The organism is Lacinutrix sp. 5H-3-7-4 (assembly GCF_000211855.2).
In the GTDB taxonomy this organism is placed as follows: Bacteria; Bacteroidota; Bacteroidia; order Flavobacteriales; family Flavobacteriaceae; genus Lacinutrix.
Genome location: NC_015638.1, coordinates 985,160 through 1,002,347, shown reverse-complemented (window position 1 = coordinate 1,002,347; position 17,188 = coordinate 985,160). Strand labels below are relative to the sequence as shown.

Annotated in this window: 16 protein-coding genes; 7 read left to right on the top strand and 9 right to left on the bottom strand. The window is 29.7% G+C overall.

All coding sequences use genetic code 11. From position 1 onward, the window contains the following. Positions 1 to 31 precede the first annotated feature (31 nt). Genes nadD through LACAL_RS04365 form a run of 3 tightly spaced genes read right to left on the bottom strand, consistent with a single transcriptional unit; the run spans position 32 to position 2,150 of the window. Positions 32 to 613 (bottom strand): nicotinate (nicotinamide) nucleotide adenylyltransferase, encoded by a 582-nt coding sequence (nadD, locus tag LACAL_RS04375; RefSeq protein WP_013869496.1) that lies wholly within the window; start codon positions 611 to 613, stop codon positions 32 to 34. A 39-nt stretch (positions 614 to 652) separates the two neighbouring features. Further along, positions 653 to 1,240, bottom strand: a complete 588-nt coding sequence (gene gmk / locus LACAL_RS04370) for a guanylate kinase (protein WP_013869495.1) — start codon at positions 1,238 to 1,240, stop codon at positions 653 to 655. 52 nt (positions 1,241 to 1,292) lie between these two features. Beyond that, on the bottom strand, positions 1,293 to 2,150 hold the full coding sequence (locus LACAL_RS04365; protein ID WP_013869494.1) for a YicC/YloC family endoribonuclease: 858 nt from the start codon (positions 2,148 to 2,150) through the stop codon (positions 1,293 to 1,295). A 188-nt stretch (positions 2,151 to 2,338) separates the two neighbouring features. Between LACAL_RS04365 and LACAL_RS04360 the strand changes: the two genes are divergently transcribed. Further along, positions 2,339 to 2,818, top strand: a complete 480-nt coding sequence (locus LACAL_RS04360) for a thioesterase family protein (RefSeq protein WP_013869493.1) — start codon at positions 2,339 to 2,341, stop codon at positions 2,816 to 2,818. On the opposite strand, the gene LACAL_RS04355 is transcribed toward LACAL_RS04360, so the two are convergent. Further along, on the bottom strand, positions 2,813 to 3,706 hold the full coding sequence (locus LACAL_RS04355) for a DMT family transporter (RefSeq protein ID WP_013869492.1): 894 nt from the start codon (positions 3,704 to 3,706) through the stop codon (positions 2,813 to 2,815). The genes LACAL_RS04360 and LACAL_RS04355 overlap by 6 nt on opposite strands. Then, positions 3,696 to 4,052, bottom strand: a complete 357-nt coding sequence (locus tag LACAL_RS04350) for an arsenate reductase family protein (RefSeq protein WP_041301701.1) — start codon at positions 4,050 to 4,052, stop codon at positions 3,696 to 3,698. The genes LACAL_RS04355 and LACAL_RS04350 overlap by 11 nt, the downstream gene beginning before the upstream one ends. A gap of 108 nt (positions 4,053 to 4,160) precedes the next feature. Between LACAL_RS04350 and LACAL_RS04345 the strand changes: the two genes are divergently transcribed. Next, positions 4,161 to 4,625, top strand: coding sequence for a DinB family protein (locus LACAL_RS04345; RefSeq protein ID WP_013869490.1), 465 nt, complete (start codon positions 4,161 to 4,163; stop codon positions 4,623 to 4,625). On the opposite strand, the gene LACAL_RS04340 is transcribed toward LACAL_RS04345, so the two are convergent. After that, positions 4,614 to 5,357: a DUF4163 domain-containing protein gene (locus LACAL_RS04340; protein ID WP_013869489.1), complete on the bottom strand. Its 744-nt coding sequence runs from the start codon at positions 5,355 to 5,357 to the stop codon at positions 4,614 to 4,616. The genes LACAL_RS04345 and LACAL_RS04340 overlap by 12 nt on opposite strands. 104 nt (positions 5,358 to 5,461) lie before the next feature. Between LACAL_RS04340 and LACAL_RS04335 the strand changes: the two genes are divergently transcribed. Further along, positions 5,462 to 6,601, top strand: a complete 1,140-nt coding sequence (locus LACAL_RS04335) for a cystathionine gamma-synthase (protein ID WP_013869488.1) — start codon at positions 5,462 to 5,464, stop codon at positions 6,599 to 6,601. A 58-nt stretch (positions 6,602 to 6,659) separates the two neighbouring features. Here the strand turns inward: LACAL_RS04335 and LACAL_RS04330 are convergent, their stop codons facing one another. Then, the gene (locus tag LACAL_RS04330) at positions 6,660 to 7,481 is read right to left on the bottom strand and encodes a hypothetical protein (protein WP_013869487.1); all 822 of its coding nucleotides are present in this window, start codon (positions 7,479 to 7,481) and stop codon (positions 6,660 to 6,662) included. 208 nt (positions 7,482 to 7,689) lie between these two features. On the opposite strand from LACAL_RS04330, the gene gdhA reads away from it, so the two are divergent. Continuing rightward, positions 7,690 to 9,033 (top strand): NADP-specific glutamate dehydrogenase, encoded by a 1,344-nt coding sequence (gene gdhA, locus LACAL_RS04325; protein WP_013869486.1) that lies wholly within the window; start codon positions 7,690 to 7,692, stop codon positions 9,031 to 9,033. A gap of 48 nt (positions 9,034 to 9,081) precedes the next feature. On the opposite strand, the gene LACAL_RS04320 is transcribed toward gdhA, so the two are convergent. Both LACAL_RS04320 and LACAL_RS04315 read right to left on the bottom strand, forming a co-directional pair. Further along, positions 9,082 to 10,176, bottom strand: a complete 1,095-nt coding sequence (locus tag LACAL_RS04320; RefSeq protein WP_013869485.1) for a hypothetical protein — start codon at positions 10,174 to 10,176, stop codon at positions 9,082 to 9,084. Beyond that, positions 10,176 to 11,603, bottom strand: a complete 1,428-nt coding sequence (locus LACAL_RS04315; protein WP_013869484.1) for an MBOAT family protein — start codon at positions 11,601 to 11,603, stop codon at positions 10,176 to 10,178. The genes LACAL_RS04320 and LACAL_RS04315 overlap by 1 nt, the downstream gene beginning before the upstream one ends. A gap of 85 nt (positions 11,604 to 11,688) precedes the next feature. Here LACAL_RS04315 and LACAL_RS04310 point away from each other — a divergent pair, with 85 nt between their 5' ends. From LACAL_RS04310 to LACAL_RS04300, 3 genes are read left to right on the top strand one after another with little or no spacing between them, the layout of a single operon-like run. Beyond that, positions 11,689 to 14,052, top strand: coding sequence for a hypothetical protein (locus LACAL_RS04310; protein WP_013869483.1), 2,364 nt, complete (start codon positions 11,689 to 11,691; stop codon positions 14,050 to 14,052). Further along, on the top strand, positions 14,052 to 14,771 hold the full coding sequence (recO, locus tag LACAL_RS04305) for a DNA repair protein RecO (protein WP_013869482.1): 720 nt from the start codon (positions 14,052 to 14,054) through the stop codon (positions 14,769 to 14,771). The genes LACAL_RS04310 and recO overlap by 1 nt, the downstream gene beginning before the upstream one ends. After that, entirely contained in the window at positions 14,755 to 17,184 is a 2,430-nt protein-coding gene (locus tag LACAL_RS04300) for a TonB-dependent siderophore receptor (RefSeq protein ID WP_013869481.1), read from the top strand. The genes recO and LACAL_RS04300 overlap by 17 nt, the downstream gene beginning before the upstream one ends. Positions 17,185 to 17,188 lie beyond the last annotated feature (4 nt).

Genomic DNA, 17,188 nt, shown 5'->3' with positions numbered 1-17,188 from the left:
AAATTTTAGTTTAATATAAACATATGTTAATTTATTTTTTGTAAAAATTCATCTCATCTAAGTATTCCCATACATTTTGTGGTATTAGGGGTTTTACGTTTTTGGCTTCTTTTATAGCCTTTCTAATCATTGTAGATGAAATTTCCATTATTGGAGCATCAACACGATGTATTTTTTTGTGATTATTAAATTGCGTGTCAATTTTACCTTCCGAAATTCTTGGATAGACATAAATATTATGGTTTTCTAGGATAACTTCGTAGTTTTTCCATTTATGAAAACTTTTTAAATTGTCTTCTCCCATTATTAACGAAAATTCATGATTTTCGTATTTTTCTTGTAAATAGGTAAGCGTATTTATGGTATAATTAGGTTGTGGTAAGTTAAATTCTATATTACTTTCTTTTAGCTTGTCGTAATCTTTAGTGGCTAGATAAACCATTTCTAAGCGTTGGTGGTTGTCTAGTAAAGTGCTTTTCTTTTTAAAAGGATTATGTGGTGTAACTACAAACCAAATTTGGTCTAAATCACTATTTTCTACTAGTTGGTTAGCAATAATTAAGTGACCAATATGTATTGGGTTGAAAGAGCCAAAATATAGACCAATTTTCATACTTGTAATATTTTAATAAAGTTTAAACTGGTATAGGTCTTATTCTTTTTTTATTTCTGAAATTAAAAAATGACCAACTACAGCTTCAGCTTCATGTAGTGCTTTTTCTAAATTATCATTTTCTATAATTGTATCAAAAAGTGGTGCTGTAGCTAATTCTGCACTTGCTTTTGCTACGCGCATACTTATTTTCTCATCACTTTCTGTTTTTCTGTTTTTTAACCTTATTTTAAGTTCGTCTATGCTTGGTGGTTTTACAAAAACAGCTAAGGTTTGTTCTGGGAATTTTCGTTTTATACGCAAACCTCCAGAAACATCTATATCGAAAATTACATTTTTTCCTAACGCCCAAAGACGTTCTACTTCGGTTTTTAAAGTGCCATAAAAATTATCTCTATAAACTTCTTCCCACTCTAAAAAATTGTCTTCTTTTATGTGTTGTTTAAATTCTTTTGCAGACATAAAATAGTAATCTTCTGCATGAACTTCTGTACCTCTTTTTTCGCGTGATGTTGCAGAGATTGAAAAGGCTAGATTTAATTCTTTTTGTTTTAATAAATGCCTAACAATGGTTGTTTTACCAGAGCCAGATGGTGCTGAAAATACAATTAGTTTACCTTGTTTCATTTCCTTTTTTTAATTGTGCTTCAACTGTGTTAAGCATGTTTTTGTATTGTTTTTAAAGAACATTTAGTAATTGTTCTTTAATTTTTTCTAACTCATCTTTCATTTGCACAACAAGTTGTTGCATTGGTGCATAATTACTTTTAGAGCCTATAGTGTTAATTTCTCTACCCATTTCTTGACCAATAAAGCCTAATTTTTTTCCATTAGAATCTTTAGAGTTTAAGGTTTTTATAAAGTATTGTAAATGGTTTTGTAAACGTACTTTTTCTTCGGTGATATCAAACTTTTCTATATAGTAAACAAGTTCTTGTTCAAATCTATTTTCATCGTATTTTTCGCGAAGTTCTTCAACACCTTTTTTAAGTCTTTCTCTAACGCCTTCAACACGTTCTGGATCCATAATAATTACTTGTTGTAGTAAGTTTTCTATGGTTGCAACGCGGTTTTTAAAATCGGTTTCAAGTACTTGACCTTCGTTAAGTCTATAGTCGTTTATGGCAGAAATAGCTGTTTTAATTTCGGCTTCAATGTGTTTCCATTCATTTTCATCAATTTCTTCTCGCTCTGTATTTAAAGCGTCTGGAAAACGTACGGCCATTTTTAAAAGCTCTATTTCGTCTCCCGCAACTACATTTTTAAGTTGTTGCATGTATTGCTTTACAACAGGTGTATTTATTTTAGTCGATGTATCCTCGGCAGTGGCTTCAACATAAATAGAAAAATCTATTTTACCTCTATTTAATTCTTTTGCCATTAATTTACGTAAGTAAAGCTCTTTTTCTCTATAAATTGAAGGCATCCTGGCATTTAAATCCAGGTTTTTGCTATTTAGAGATTTTAACTCTATTGTAATTTTTTTTGTAGGTAATTGTAAAACAGACTTACCGTAACCTGTCATTGAGTGAATCATAACTAAATTGTAAAGTTGAGCAAAAATAAGTGTTGTAAACACAGTAGGCAAATAAAAACCAACCTTATACTTACCATGTTATGGCTTATTATGCTATATATTTTGTGTTTTAAATTACGGTTTATTATAATAATTAATAAAAACAGTATTAGTATAAAATAGTATTTTTGAAATCTAAAATAATGAAAATGTACAAAAAACAGTTTGAAATTCGTTGGAGTGATGTCGATGCAAATAGACACTTAGCCAATTCTGCATATACTAATTTTATGAGTCATACTAGAATGGCTTTTTTAATAGAGCATGGTTTTACCATGAAAGAATTAGCTATGCATAATATTGGGCCAGTTGTCTTTTACGAGCATATGCATTATTTTAAAGAAGCGTTTATGGGACAACCAATAACAGTCTCTTTAGAAGTGTCTGGTTTAAGTGAAGATGGTACTTTTTTTAAGTTTGACCATAACTTTTATAACCATAAAGGAGAAAATATTGCCTTTTGTGAAATGCTTGGTGCTTGGATAGATTTAAAAGCTAGAAAAATGACCAATCTACCAAAGGTTTTAATGGATTTAGCAGATAAGTTTCCAAAATCTGAAGCTTATAAGATTCTTACAAAAGAAGATACCCGAGCTAATGGTCGTGTACCAAAAAACCTAGAGCTATAATTTAGCTTTAGGTTTTTTAGTTACTAAATATACACCTGCAAATATTAAAGCAGAAGCTATTAGTTTTACAGGTGTTATAGTATCACTACCCATAATTATAGCAAATATTCCTGCGATTACAGGTTGTAAATATATAAATGTTGTAACGGTTGATGCTCTTAAGTGTCTTAGGGCTAATGGGTTTAGTATGTAGGTTCCAAAGGTTGCTGCCAATACTACAAAAGCAATAGAAAAATAAATATATGGTGTAAATGTACTTATATCTACGGCTAATAAATCGTTATATCCAAACGGTATTACTAAAAACAAACCAAATAAAAACAACCACTTTATAAACGTAAATGGGTGATATTTACCAGTTAATTTTTTTATAATAATAATGTAAATACTGTAAGATACAGCGTTAATAAAAACCAAGGTATTACCTAAAAGAATATTGTCGCCATCTAAGTTAGAACGACCGTAAACACTAAGTACTACAGCGCCAAGAAACCCTAAAATTACACCAAAAACCTTTAAATTAGTAATGCGCTCTTTTAAATATACAGCCGAAAGTATTAATACTATAATTGGTGCAGTAATCATTATCACAGATGCGTGTATAGGTGATGTGAATGATAAGCCTTTAAAAAACAAAAGCATATTTAGGGCTACACCAAATATTGCAGCGTAGAAAAAAGTTAAATAATCTTTTTTCTCTATTTTTTCTTTAGGACCTAAAAAACTAAATAACCAAAATAAAATTGTTGCTCCGGCTACTCTTACAACAATAAAACCAGATGGTTTTAAAAATCCACCAGTAAGTACATCTTTAGCAAAAGTAAAGTTTAAGCCATAAAAAAGTTGTACAAAAAACGCGGCAATAAGCGCCCAGTATCTAGTTTTCATTCAATTCTTTTTTAACAGCTTCTACATTACCCTTAGAGTTGCCAATAAAAATTTTATTATTTAAAATAAAAACAGGCCTACTTAAAAAAGTATAATGTTCTAAAATAAGATTTCTAAAATCTGTTTCTGATAAATTTTTATTTTTTAAATCCCGCTGCTTGTAAAGCGTTGCTCTTTTACTAAAAAGAGATTCGTAACTTCCAGAAAGCGTTTTCATTTCGTCTATTTGAGATTCTGTTATAGCTTCATTTTTAATGTTTTGAAGCACTACAGATTCTGGTAAATCAAGTTCTTTTAAAATACGAATACACGTACTACATGATTTTAAATAATATACTTTATCAATCATTTTAAAATTTGAATTTATTTTCGTGAATACGAAAAGCTAATTTTTAACATTACAAAGTAAATTCATTTGTGTTAGATTCTATTATATTTATAAAAAAAAAGAATTATGGATTTTACTTTTGACGTTTTTGCAAAAACAAGAGGCTTTTTTAAAGCTTATTTAGAAGAGCTTTCATTAGCACAACTTAATGCTATACCTAATGGTTTTAATAATAATATTATATGGAATATTGGGCATAGTATTGTTACCGAGCAAATATTAGTTTATAAATTATCTGGTTTAAAACCAAATGTTAGTGAGGCGCTTATTGAAAAATATAAAAAAGGCACAAAACCAGATGGTAAAGCTACTCAAGCAGATGTAGATGAATTAAAATTACTGGCTTTTTCTACAATAGAACATACAAAAGCAGATTTTGGTTCTCAAGTATTTAGCACTTTTAATGAATATACATTATCCACTACAGGTAACACGTTAACAAATGTTACACAGGCAATACAGTTTGCTTTAGTACACGAAGGTATGCATGCAGGATATATTTTGGCGTTATTAAGAGCTTTAAAAGTTTAAATAATCATTCGCAAGAGTATATGGTACAATAAACTCTATTACATTATTGCTTCCTGTTATAAACGTATCGTAAAAAATAATTACGCCTTCTTCATTAAAACCTAAGTTTTCTGGAAGTTTAAAGTCATTATTATTAAATGCCGAAATACGATCGTCTGTAGCAGAAAGTATTTCTTTGTCGTAATATTTTTTTGCTAATGCTGTAAAAGCTGGAATATCATTAATTAAGTCTTTAGTTTGTAAAGTTTTTCCCGTTTTAATATTAAAATTAAAAAATTTAAATATTAAATTACTGTGAGCGCCACCCGTATTTATACTAGAGTTCATGGCTATAGAAACCAGTGTTTCACTTTTGTAAATAATTTCGCCATCAACTAAAACTTCCCAAGCAGGTAAGTCTGTATACAAGGTTTTTCCAATTTGAGATTTAAAATCTAAATATGCTTTTTTAAATACCGCAATGCTATTTGTTGTATTGGTTTCATTGGTTTTTAAATTATTAATATCTAAAGCATTGTTTACAAATTGATTTAAAGTATTATTAATTTGTTTTGCAGCATTTGTAGCTCCTTCAGCTTTAGGAATATTAATTTCAATAGTGGCATCTGTATCTTCAACAATACTAATTTCTGAAAAATTTAGAGACACTTCTTCTTTACACGATAAACAAATGTTAAGAAATAACAGTACAGCAAAAAGCTTTGTTAGTTTTAGAAAGGAAGTGTTAAGCATAAACTAAAGGTTTTAATTCAATTTGAATACAACGAATTAAAGGCTATTTTTGGTATAATCAAAAAACCAAAAGTTGTTTTTTAAATTAATTTAAATAGACATTAATGAAATTTAATACAAAAACCATACATGGAAAACAGCAGCCAGATTTAGCATATGGTGCTGTAATGCCACCAATATATCAAACTTCAACTTATGCACAATCTACACCTGGCGGACATAAGGGTTATGAGTACTCTAGATCTAAAAATCCAACACGAGACGCTTTAGAAAATGCATTTGCAAGTATTGAAAATGGTGATTTTGGCTTGGCTTTTGGTTCTGGATTAGCTGCTATAGATGCGGTATTAAAATTATTAAAATCTGGAGACGAAGTAATTTGTAATAATGATTTATATGGTGGCACATATAGGCTATTTACTTCGGTTTTTAAAAACTTTGGCATTACATTTCATTTTGTAAATATGGATAATCCAGATGCCATTGAAGCTTATATTAACGATGACACAAAATTAATTTGGGTAGAAACACCTACAAATCCAATGTTAAATATTATAGATATTGAAGCTACAGCTACAATAGCTAAAAAGCATAATATATTATTGGCGGTAGATAATACCTTTGCAACACCATATTTGCAACAACCTTTAGATCTTGGAGCAGATATTGTTATGCATTCTGTAACAAAATATATTGGAGGACATAGCGATTTAGTTATGGGAGCATTAATAGTAAAAGAAAAATCACTTGCAGAAAGATTGTATTTTATACAAAATGCAAGTGGAGCAATTTGTGGTCCACAAGATGCTTTTTTAGCGCTTCGCGGAATAAAAACACTACACGTTAGAATGCAACGTCATTGTGAAAATGGTAAAGCTATAGCACTGTATTTAGCGTCACATCCCAAAGTAGAAAATGTATATTGGCCAGGATTTGAAAGTCACCCTAATCATGATATAGCAAAAAAACAAATGAAGGATTTTGGAGGCATGATATCTTTTACAACAAAAGGGAATGATTATAATACGTCTATAAAACTTATAGAAAATCTTAAAATTTTCACTTTGGCAGAGTCTCTTGGTGGTGTAGAGTCTTTAGCAGGACATCCTGCAAGCATGACGCATGCTAGCATACCAAAAGAAGAACGCGAAAAAACAGGTGTTGTAGATTCTTTAATTAGGTTGAGCGTTGGTATAGAAGATGAAGAAGATTTAATTAATGATTTAAAACAAGCATTAGGGTAATTTTATAAAAAAAGCTCATGTTAAAAACATGAGCTTTTTTTTATGTATAAATATGTTTTTAATCTAAGTAATAAATGTAGCCAAAGTTTAACCAAACTAACCAATCGTTATGCTTGTTGCTGTCTAATGTGTGGTTTAAACCATCTACCCAATCACTAAAATAATATTGACCTCTAAGATCTAACATTAAATCTGCTAAAGGAGAGAGTTTATAACGTACACCAATACTACTAACTAGAGACCACGTTGTGCCAGAAGTAACATCTATAGGTTCTGGAAAATTAGGACTTAAGTTTGGGTTGCTAGTATACCAAGGCGCATAAAAATTGCTCATATTAGTAGTGTCTCCATTAGCATAGCCTGTACTTACTTTAGGGTTGTACGATACGTAATGGGCACCAAAACTAACAAAAGGAGCAAATTTATATCCAAAAGCTTGAAAAGATCTAATACTTAAAGGAAAATACTCAATTTGCATACCAATGTCTAAATTGTTTGCAGTTCCAGTATGTGCTCTTAATTTATCTGCATTAGTAGAGGTTCTATAAGGTTGAACATACTCACCAATGTGCTCTAATTTAGCAGTGTTGTAAGAAATTTCGGTTCTTAATTTAAAGTGGTCATTAAAATAATTATCTGTAGTATAGCAATTACAATCTGCTCTGTAAGCGAAGTTTATATAGTGAACTAAACCTATTCCTACACCGCTATTTCCAGCATTGGTTTCAAGGTCAAAACGTTCACCAAAATCAGACTTAAATGCAGTAGGACCAGTAATTACACCAATTTCATGAGAAAAACCTAATTGAGCTGCGACGGTTTGCGAAGCAACTAAAATAAAAAGTATCTGTGCTAAATGTTTAACTTTAAGCTTATTCATGATTTAATATTAGAGGCTTCTTTATGATAGCAAATATAAAAAAATCCGATAAACTAGCAACTATTACAGATAAAATGCAGTAATTAATTTTCGATTAGGCGAATTATTATTTTTGCGAATTTCAAAATAAATGTACTTAATTTTTAAAGATAACGTATATTTGTACTCATAATTATTTATATAATATTAATGTCATAATTTTAAATACATGGAAAGCAAAATTCAAGCATTCTTAGATCTGGTAAAAGAAAAAAATAATCATGAACCAGAATTTTTACAAGCTGTTCATGAGGTTGCCGAGACCGTAATCCCATTTATAGAAGAGAATCCACAATATCAAAATAAAATGTTATTAGAGCGCATGGTTGAGCCAGAGCGTACAATAATTTTTAGAGTACCTTGGATTGATGATAAAGGTAATACTCAAGTTAATAGAGCCTTTAGAGTAGAGTTTAACTCTGCAATTGGTCCTTATAAAGGAGGTTTACGTTTTCATCCTTCTGTAAATTTAAGTATTCTTAAGTTTTTAGGGTTCGAGCAAGTGTTTAAAAATGCTTTAACAACATTACCAATGGGTGGTGGAAAAGGTGGAAGTGATTTTAACCCAAAAGGAAAAAGTGATAATGAAGTGATGCGTTTTTGCCAATCTTTCATGTCTGAGTTATTTCGCCATATAGGAGCAAATACAGATGTACCTGCTGGAGATATAGGAGTTGGTGGCCGTGAAATAGGTTATATGTTTGGTCAATATAAAAGACTTAGAAACGAATTTACAGGTGTATTAACTGGTAAAGGTTTAAGTTATGGAGGTTCTTTAATTAGACCAGAAGCTACAGGATATGGTTGCGTATATTTTGCAAAAAATATGTTAGCAACAATTGGAGATACTTTTGAAGGAAAAACAGTTGTTATTTCTGGATCTGGTAATGTTGCGCAATATGCTTGCCAAAAAGCAACAGAGCTTGGTGGTAAAGTTGTAACAATGTCTGATTCTTCTGGATATATACATGATAAAGATGGAATAGATGCAGATAAATTAGCATTTATTATGGAGCTTAAAAATGTGAAAAGAGGAAGAATTAGCGAATATGTTAATGAATATTCTTCGGCTACTTTTCATGAAGGTGAAAGACCTTGGAGTGTTGATTGTGATGTGGCTATGCCATGTGCAACTCAAAATGAATTAAATAAAGAAGAAGCTGAAGCTTTAGTAAGTAATAAAGTTATAGCTGTTGCAGAAGGTGCAAATATGCCTACAACTCCAGAAGCTATTGAAGTATTACAAAAAGCAAAAGTATTATTCTCTCCTGGTAAAGCATCTAATGCTGGTGGTGTTGCTACTTCTGGACTAGAAATGAGTCAAAACTCGTTACGTTATAACTGGACGAGAGAAGAGGTTGATGCTAAATTAAACCAAATAATGAATGATATTCATGCTTCTTGTGTAAAGTATGGTACAGATAAAGATGGTAATGTAGATTATGTAAAAGGTGCAAATATTGCAGGTTTTGTAAAAGTTGCAGATGCTATGTTAGCGCAAGGTGTAGTTTAATAATTACAACTTATTTATATAAAAAAGCTTCCATTTTTGGAAGCTTTTTTAGTTTTTGAAAGGTTTTAATTCGCTTAGTAAATTTATATTACGTTCTACAATTTCTAAAATCACAATATCTGGTTTAAAACTTTCAATTTCGGCTTTAGTAAATGTATATTTTTTTAGATATAGGCTTTCAGCAAAACTTTCATTAAAAAAAGAATACCAGTAATTTGCAAACGAATCTCTAAACTGTAACATTTTATATTGTTTAGTTTCATTTTTAAATCTCATTTTATTTTTTTCAGAATAAATTTCTTTTACCTGAGTTTTTTTAATTTTTGCATATTTATTATAAGTTTCTGCTTTAACCTGATTTATCATTTTTATTAAATCACCTTCAGTATAATTTTCTTGTTCAATTTTATAATCTTGTATTTTAGTTTTTTCAATATTAAAATCTTTATTTATAACATCTATTGTATAATTATACCCAATAAATGCACCATCAAAATTCCAATGTGTATCGGTTTTAAAGTAAAGTTGTTTTAAGCTTTTATTGTTAAGCAATGGTTGTGTAAGATCTATTACTGTTAGGTTACTTTTCTTTTTTATTTCTTTTTTTAAAACATCAAGTTTAGTTGCATTTTGTTTAAGTTTATATGGCAAAAACTCTTGATAAATATTGTTTTTATCTGGAGCGATAACAAAGTAAAATGCAATGTTTTGAGATTTAAAATAATTATTAATTGTTACTAGGTAGTTAACAGTATTATTAAGCTCTTGAGTTTTAAATATATCATTACCAAAGCTATTGTTTAAAACATTATTATTTTCATTACCTAAAAAGTGCCATCCATCTTTACCTTTTAAAGTTCGATTAGGTATTGGGTTTTCATTTAGATAATTTGTTTTTAGCTTAATATAATTATTAACTAAAACTGTTTTTAAACCAAAGTTTTGTAGGTAATAATTTTTAAACTTTCCTATAGATTGTATGGGCTGTTTTGTGTTAAATTTTGGCACATTAGCTTGTGCTCTATTTTCATTATTAGTTAGGTTTTTTTCTGCTCCAGAAAACAAAATAATATTAGGTAATATTAAGGCAAGTAAAAAACCAATGGTTATAGTTGTTTTATATATACTTTTTTGCTCGCTCATTAGAATCTAAAATATATAAATGGGTTATAAGAATCTGTTGCAATGTATGTGTAGCTAATAATTAATAAACAAAAAAGAGAAGTCACTCTTAAAATTTTAGCTCCTTTATATTTATATGAATCTGGATTTAATGTTGAGGTGTAATTTTTAATTTTTTTATGTAATGGTAGAGAAAATATTAGTGCTATAATCAAGATAAAAATAACCTCTTTTGAAAGGTAAATGTTTAAATAATTAAAATTGGTTTTAGCACTAAAATTAAACATTGTAATAATATAGTTATAGGCCTGTGTAATAGTGTCGCTTCTAAAAATTGGCCATGTAATATTTACTGCAAAAAATGCGTAAAATAGAGAAAAACCTTTACCAAGTTTATTTAGTATTTTGTTAAATCCAAGCTTTTCAATAACTATAAATAAGCCATGACAAATACCCCAAATTACAAAGGTCCAGCTTGCGCCATGCCATAAACCAGTTATAAAAAAGACTATAAATAGATTAATGTAAGTTCTTATATTTCCTTTTCTATTTCCTCCTAAAGAAATATATAAATAATCTTTAAACCAGCTTGATAATGTCATGTGCCATCGACGCCAAAATTCTTGTATAGATTTAGAAATGTATGGGTAATTAAAATTTTCTGGAAAATTAAAACCAAACATTTTTCCTAAACCTATTGCCATATCAGAGTAGCCAGAGAAATCAAAATAAATTTGAAAGCTATAGGCTATAACACCTAGCCAAGCAATTAAGGCAGAAGATTCACTTGTAGGTAAATTAAAAATGCCATCTACTAAAAAAGCACAGTTGTTGGCAATAATCATTTTTTTTGCTAATCCAATTATAAAACGCTCAACACCTTCTGCAAATAATGGTAAACTTGTTTTTCTTGATTTTAATTCGCTTTCCACATGCGAGTAACGTACAATTGGGCCAGCAATAAGTTGAGGAAATAGTGTTACATAGGTGGCAAAGTTTATAAAGTTTTTATTTGCTTTTACATGACCACGATAAACATCTATTGTGTACGACATGGTTTGAAATGTGTAGAAGCTAATACCTAAAGGTAAAATAACATTAGCAAAAGCATTAGCATGTTCTAAAGGCAAGCCAAAATGGTTTAAAACTGATGTTGTATTAGAAAAAATAAAATGAGAATATTTAAAATAAAAAAGTAAGCAAAGATTAAATAGTATAGATAAATATAAACCAAGTTTACGCTTACCTTTATCTATAATAATACCTGCTGTAAAATCAATAAAAGCAGATAGTATTATTAATAAAACAAGTTCTTTTTCACCCCAAGTGTAGAACCCTAAACTAAGAATTAATAAAACAAAATTCTTTATCTTTTTAGGCGCTATATAATATATAAATAGCGTAATTGGTAAAAATAGAAATAAAAATATAGGACTGCTAAACAGCATAAATTGCTTGTAATTTACTCGAACGAAAATACAATAAATTATAGTATTTTTGGTTTTTAATATTTATACCTGTAAATCCTGCTAAATGCGTAGTATTAAACTAATTGTTGCTTTTATTTTGCTTTTTAATTCTAATCATGTGTTTGCACAAGATTTTACAGACTCATGGATGGGCCATTTTTCATACTTAGATATTAAAGATATTTCTCAAGGAGAAACTAAAGTTTATGGTGCTGCAGAAAATGCAATATTTACTTATGATAAGCAAACACTTGAAATAGAAAAATTATCAACTATAAACGGTTTATCTGGAGAAACTATTTCTAGCATAGAATATGTTCAAAATAAAGGTTTGTTGTTAATTGGTTTTGAAAATGGTTTAATGCAGGTGTATAAAGAATCTGAAAACGATTTTTTAACCGTTGTAGATATTATAGATAAACCCACAATACCACCAAATAACAAGCGTATAAATCATTTTATGATTTACAATGATTTCGCATATATTTCTACAGATTTTGGAATTTCACTTTACGATATAAATAACCTTGAATTTGGTGACACCTATTATATTGGTGATGGCGGTTCTCAAATAAAAATAAACCAAACTACAATTTTTGAAGATCAAATTTATGCTGCTACAAATGTTGGTATTAGCAAAGCTTTAGTCTCTAACCCAAACCTTATAGACTTTAACCAATGGACAAGAATAGTATCTGCAAACTGGGTTGGCATTACGAGTGTTAACGATAAGTTATTTGCCTCACGATCAACACGAAGGTTATACAGCGTTATAAACGATGCTATTTCAGAGTTGGTAGTATATAGTGATTTAATTGTAGATACAAGAGAAGAGCAAGGTAACCTTTTAATCGCTACAGAAAAAGAAGCATACGTATACAATACAGAGACGTCTTTAAATGTTGTTGCTACCGCTCAAACTATAGAGGACGTTAGTATGTTATTTACAGCGGTATCATTAAGCCAAAATAATAATATATATATTGGTACTCAAGGTATTTATACAACTGCAATAGGACAGGAAGGCTATGGGATATTACAAACCAATGTAAGTGATACTTCAGTATATCAAGAAATACATCCAGAAAGTCCTTTATTAAATAAGTTTTTCAAAATAAAAACACAAGCAGGAGAGGTTTGGGGAACACATGGCGGTCACTCTGTTACATATAATTTTAATGGAGGTTTAAGGCGCTCTGGTTTAAGTCATTTAAAAAATGAAGAATGGAATAATATTAGCTACGACTCTATAGCAAGTGCAGTATCAAATCCATGGTATTTATCATATTTATCAATTAACCCATTTAATACAAACCAAGTTTATGTTGGCTCTTATTTCTCAGGACTTTTAGATATTAATACCGAAAGCATTTCTATATTTAATCAAGATAATAGTTCATTAGTTCCTTTTGCTGGTGCCATACATTTAGTTTTAGCTAATAATTTTGATAGTAATGGTGCATTATGGGTAATGAATGGACGTGTTGATAATAGTTTAAATAAATTAGAAAATGGTCAATGGACAGGTATAAATATGCAAGATATTATAAACCCAAGAACTAGTAATTTAGGGTTTTCAGATATTACATTTACCGATGATGGTAAAATATTTATCTCTAGTTTAAATTATGGAATAATTGGAGTAGATACCAACGGCGATAAAAAATTTATTGAAGATGTTGAGTTTAATATGCCTTCAGAAAAAACCTGGACTGTAGAAACAGATTTACAAAACACTATATGGATTGGTACAGATCGTGGCTTAAGAGTGATTTATAATACTAGTGAGTTTTTTAGTAACCCAACATTTCAAGTTTCAGATATTATAGTTTTAGACGATGGTACGCCTAGAGAATTACTTTTTCAGCAATATATAACAGATATTGAGGTTGATGGTTCAAATAATAAATGGATTGGTACTTTAGATACAGGTGTGTATTATTTATCATCAGATGGTCAAGAAACCATATTTCATTTTACTAAAGATAACTCACCATTACCATCAAACGATATTTTAGATATCGCAATAGATGATGAAAACGGCCTTGTATATTTTGCAACAGAAAAAGGACTTGTTGCTTTTGGCTCAGAAAGTTCTAAGCCAGAAGAAACACTTGAAGATGCTTACGTTTTTCCTAATCCTGTTAGACCAAGCTTTAATATCAATAACGATAAAATAAAAATAAAAGGTCTTACAGATAATGTTAATATTAAAATTACAGATATAGAAGGAAACCTAGTTACAGAAGCAGAATCTAGAACCAATGGAAAATTTAAAGGTTTTAATTTAGAAATAGATGGTGGCACTGCACTGTGGAATGGTAAAAATTTAGGAAATGTTACTGTTGCTTCAGGAGTGTATTTAATAATGTTAACAGATTTAGATTCTATAGAAACTAAAGTATTAAAAGTAATGATAGTAAGGTAATGATTGCGACTACAAATGCTATTGTACTTTCTAAATTAAAATACAAAGACAATGACCTTATTGTAAAATGCTACACGCAAGAATTTGGTATTGTTAGCTATTTATTACGTGGTGTTTTAAAATCTAAAAAAAAAGGATCTAAAGTTGCTTACTATCAATTGTTAACACAATTACATCTTGTAACAGATTATAAGCAGGCAAGAGGCTTGCAGTATGTAAAAGAAGTTAAAATAAATCACCTTTACTCCAATTTACACACCAATATATTAAAAAGCGCTATTGTTTTATTTTTAGCCGAAGTGTTAAGTACTACTTTACAAGAGGAAGAACAAAATGCTACATTATATAATTATTTAGAAACCACCTTGCAATGGTTAGATACTAATGATCGTTATTCAAACTTTCATTTATTGTTTCTATTAAACCTAACAAAACACTTAGGGTTTTACCCAGATATTACAGATATAAACTTGCCATATTTTAATCTTCAGGCAGGAGAATTTCAAGATATGAGTAGTAGTAAATATTGTATTTCGGGCGAAAATTTAACACTCTTAAAAACACTTTTGGGCACAACATTTGATGCGTTAGAAGAAGTCAAAATGAATTCAAAACAAAGACAATCGTTTTTAGCCATTATTTTGTTGTATTTTGAACTACATTTGGGCAGCTTTAAAAAACCAAAATCACTACAAGTTTTTAATGACGTTTTCAACTAAATACAAAAAACCAATACTCTACATTATATTCTCATTTTGTTTAGTACTAAGCCTACAGGCTCAAGAAATATTAATTGCTAATAAAAAAACGCAAGAACCAATAGTTGGTGCAGCTATATACAATCAAGACCAATCTCGAAGTGTTATAACAAAATTTAATGGTAAAGCTAATCTGGACATTTTTAATCCAGACGATATTTTGTTTTTTAAACATATTGCTTTCGATGTTTTATCAGTAGAAAAAAGCAGAATTAAAGGAGATGTAATCTATCTTGAACCACTAACGCAAGGTTTAGAAGAAATAGTTATCTCTGCTTCAAAATTTAAACAAGATAAAAGAGATGTTCCAAATAAGATTGTAAATTTTAATGCAAAATCTATTGCATTCACAAACCCACAAACCAGTGCAGATTTATTAGAAAAAACAGGCCAAGTATTTATACAAAAAAGCCAGTTAGGTGGCGGTAGCCCAATTATTAGAGGTTTCTCAACAAATAGATTATTAATTACAGTAGATGGTGTTAGAATGAACAATGCCATATTTAGAGGCGGAAACCTTCAAAATGTAATTTCTATAGACCCATTTACAATACAAAACACAGAAGTATCTTTAGGTGCAGGCTCTGTAATATATGGTAGCGATGCCATAGGTGGCGTTATGAGTTTTTATACACAAAAGCCACAACTATCATATACAGATTCTACTTACTATAAAACTACTGCAACATTACGTTATGCAACAGCTAATCAAGAAAAAACAGCTCATTTAGGTGTAAATTATGGCTTTAAAAAATGGGCATTTATAACTAATGCTAGCTTTTCAGATTTTAATGATTTAAAAATGGGAAGTCATGGACCAAACGATTATTTAAGGCCAGAGTTTGTTGTTACTACAAATAATCAAGATCAAATAGTAAGTAACAGCGAACCAAAGCTGCAAAAAAACTCAGGTTACAATCAAATAAATGTAATGCAAAAAGTGCGTTACGAACCAAAAGATAATTTGAGTTTTAACTTAGGTTTATTTTATACATCTACATCAAACACTCCTAGATACGATAGGTTAATTAGATACAGAGGAGAAGAGTTAAGATCTGCCGAATGGTATTATGGACCACAACGCTGGTTTATGAGTAATTTAAACATTACTAAACTAAGTAGTAGTTCTAATTTGTACGATAAAATACAAGCTACAGTTGCGTATCAAAATTTTCAGGAAAGTCGTATTGATAGAGATTACCAAAGTGTTTTTAAAAGTATAAAAGAAGAAGCAGTAAATGCAGTTTCTTTTAATTTAGATTTAGAAAAAACCTTGAACCCTAAAACAAAAATATCTTACGGCTTAGAATATATTTATAATAAAGTAAACTCTAAGGCAAAAGAAGAAAATATAGAAACAACCGAAACATCAAATATTGTAACCAGATATCCAGATAATGCAACTTGGCAATCTTTAGCAGCATATTTAAGCTTAAAATATAAGCCAAACTCAAAATTTGTATTTCAAAGTGGATTACGTTTTAATAAAGTACTATCTAAAGCAAATTTCGAGGCTAATAACGTTTATTTAAATTTACCTTTTGACGAAGCAAAAAACAACTCTGAAGCCTTAACAGGAACAGCAGGAATGAGTTGGATTCCAAATAAAACATTACAATGGAAATTAAATTTTTCAACTGCTTTTAGAGCTCCAAATATAGATGATATTGGTAAAGTATTTGACTCAGAACCAGGATCTGTAGTGGTGCCTAATAATAATTTAAAACCAGAATATGCTTATGGTGGTGAATTAGGATTGTTACTAAATTTTGATGATGTCTTAATATTGGATATGGCAACATATTACACTTATTTAGATAATGCCTTAGTACGAAGAGATGGCGATTTAAATGGTGAAACAGAAATTGTTTATAATGGCGAATTAAGTAATGTACAATCCATACAAAACGCATCAAAATCTTATATCTACGGTTTTGAAATTGGCGCAAAACTAAACGTTTCTAAAAACTTAGCACTAAGCTCTCAATACAATGTAGTTGGCGGAACAGACGAAACAGATGAAGTAGAATACCCAGTAAGACACGTTGCTCCAAACTTTGGAAACACACGATTAACCTGGACAAAAAATAAGTTTAAAGCAGATGCTTCTGTAAACTATAATGGAGAATTATCGTACTACGATTTAGCGCCATCTGAGGTTAGTAAAGACTATATTTATGCTTTAGACAATAACGGAAACCCTTATTCACCATCTTGGTACACACTAAATTTAACTGCTCAATACGAATTAAATAGTTTTGCAAATCTAACTATTGGATTAGAAAATATAACAGACCAACGCTACAAAACATATTCATCTGGTATTGCAGCGCCAGGCAGAAATTTAATCACATCAATTAAATTTGTACTATAAAACA

Bases quoted from the DNA above. Each gene is read 5' to 3' on its own strand.
- LACAL_RS04365 (WP_013869494.1), bottom strand. From the start codon at position 2,150: ATGATTCACTCAATGACAGGTTACGGTAAGTCTGTTTTACAATTACCT.
- LACAL_RS04300 (WP_013869481.1), top strand. From the start codon at position 14,755: ATGACGTTTTCAACTAAATACAAAAAACCAATACTCTACATTATATTC.
- LACAL_RS04315 (WP_013869484.1), bottom strand. From the start codon at position 11,603: ATGCTGTTTAGCAGTCCTATATTTTTATTTCTATTTTTACCAATTACG.
- LACAL_RS04330 (WP_013869487.1), bottom strand. From the start codon at position 7,481: ATGAATAAGCTTAAAGTTAAACATTTAGCACAGATACTTTTTATTTTA.
- LACAL_RS04310 (WP_013869483.1), top strand. From the start codon at position 11,689: ATGCGTAGTATTAAACTAATTGTTGCTTTTATTTTGCTTTTTAATTCT.
- gmk (WP_013869495.1), bottom strand. From the start codon at position 1,240: ATGAAACAAGGTAAACTAATTGTATTTTCAGCACCATCTGGCTCTGGT.
- LACAL_RS04345 (WP_013869490.1), top strand. From the start codon at position 4,161: ATGGATTTTACTTTTGACGTTTTTGCAAAAACAAGAGGCTTTTTTAAA.
- LACAL_RS04320 (WP_013869485.1), bottom strand. From the start codon at position 10,176: ATGAGCGAGCAAAAAAGTATATATAAAACAACTATAACCATTGGTTTT.
- nadD (WP_013869496.1), bottom strand. From the start codon at position 613: ATGAAAATTGGTCTATATTTTGGCTCTTTCAACCCAATACATATTGGT.
- recO (WP_013869482.1), top strand. From the start codon at position 14,052: ATGATTGCGACTACAAATGCTATTGTACTTTCTAAATTAAAATACAAA.
- LACAL_RS04355 (WP_013869492.1), bottom strand. From the start codon at position 3,706: ATGAAAACTAGATACTGGGCGCTTATTGCCGCGTTTTTTGTACAACTT.
- LACAL_RS04340 (WP_013869489.1), bottom strand. From the start codon at position 5,357: ATGCTTAACACTTCCTTTCTAAAACTAACAAAGCTTTTTGCTGTACTG.
- LACAL_RS04360 (WP_013869493.1), top strand. From the start codon at position 2,339: ATGTACAAAAAACAGTTTGAAATTCGTTGGAGTGATGTCGATGCAAAT.
- LACAL_RS04335 (WP_013869488.1), top strand. From the start codon at position 5,462: ATGAAATTTAATACAAAAACCATACATGGAAAACAGCAGCCAGATTTA.
- gdhA (WP_013869486.1), top strand. From the start codon at position 7,690: ATGGAAAGCAAAATTCAAGCATTCTTAGATCTGGTAAAAGAAAAAAAT.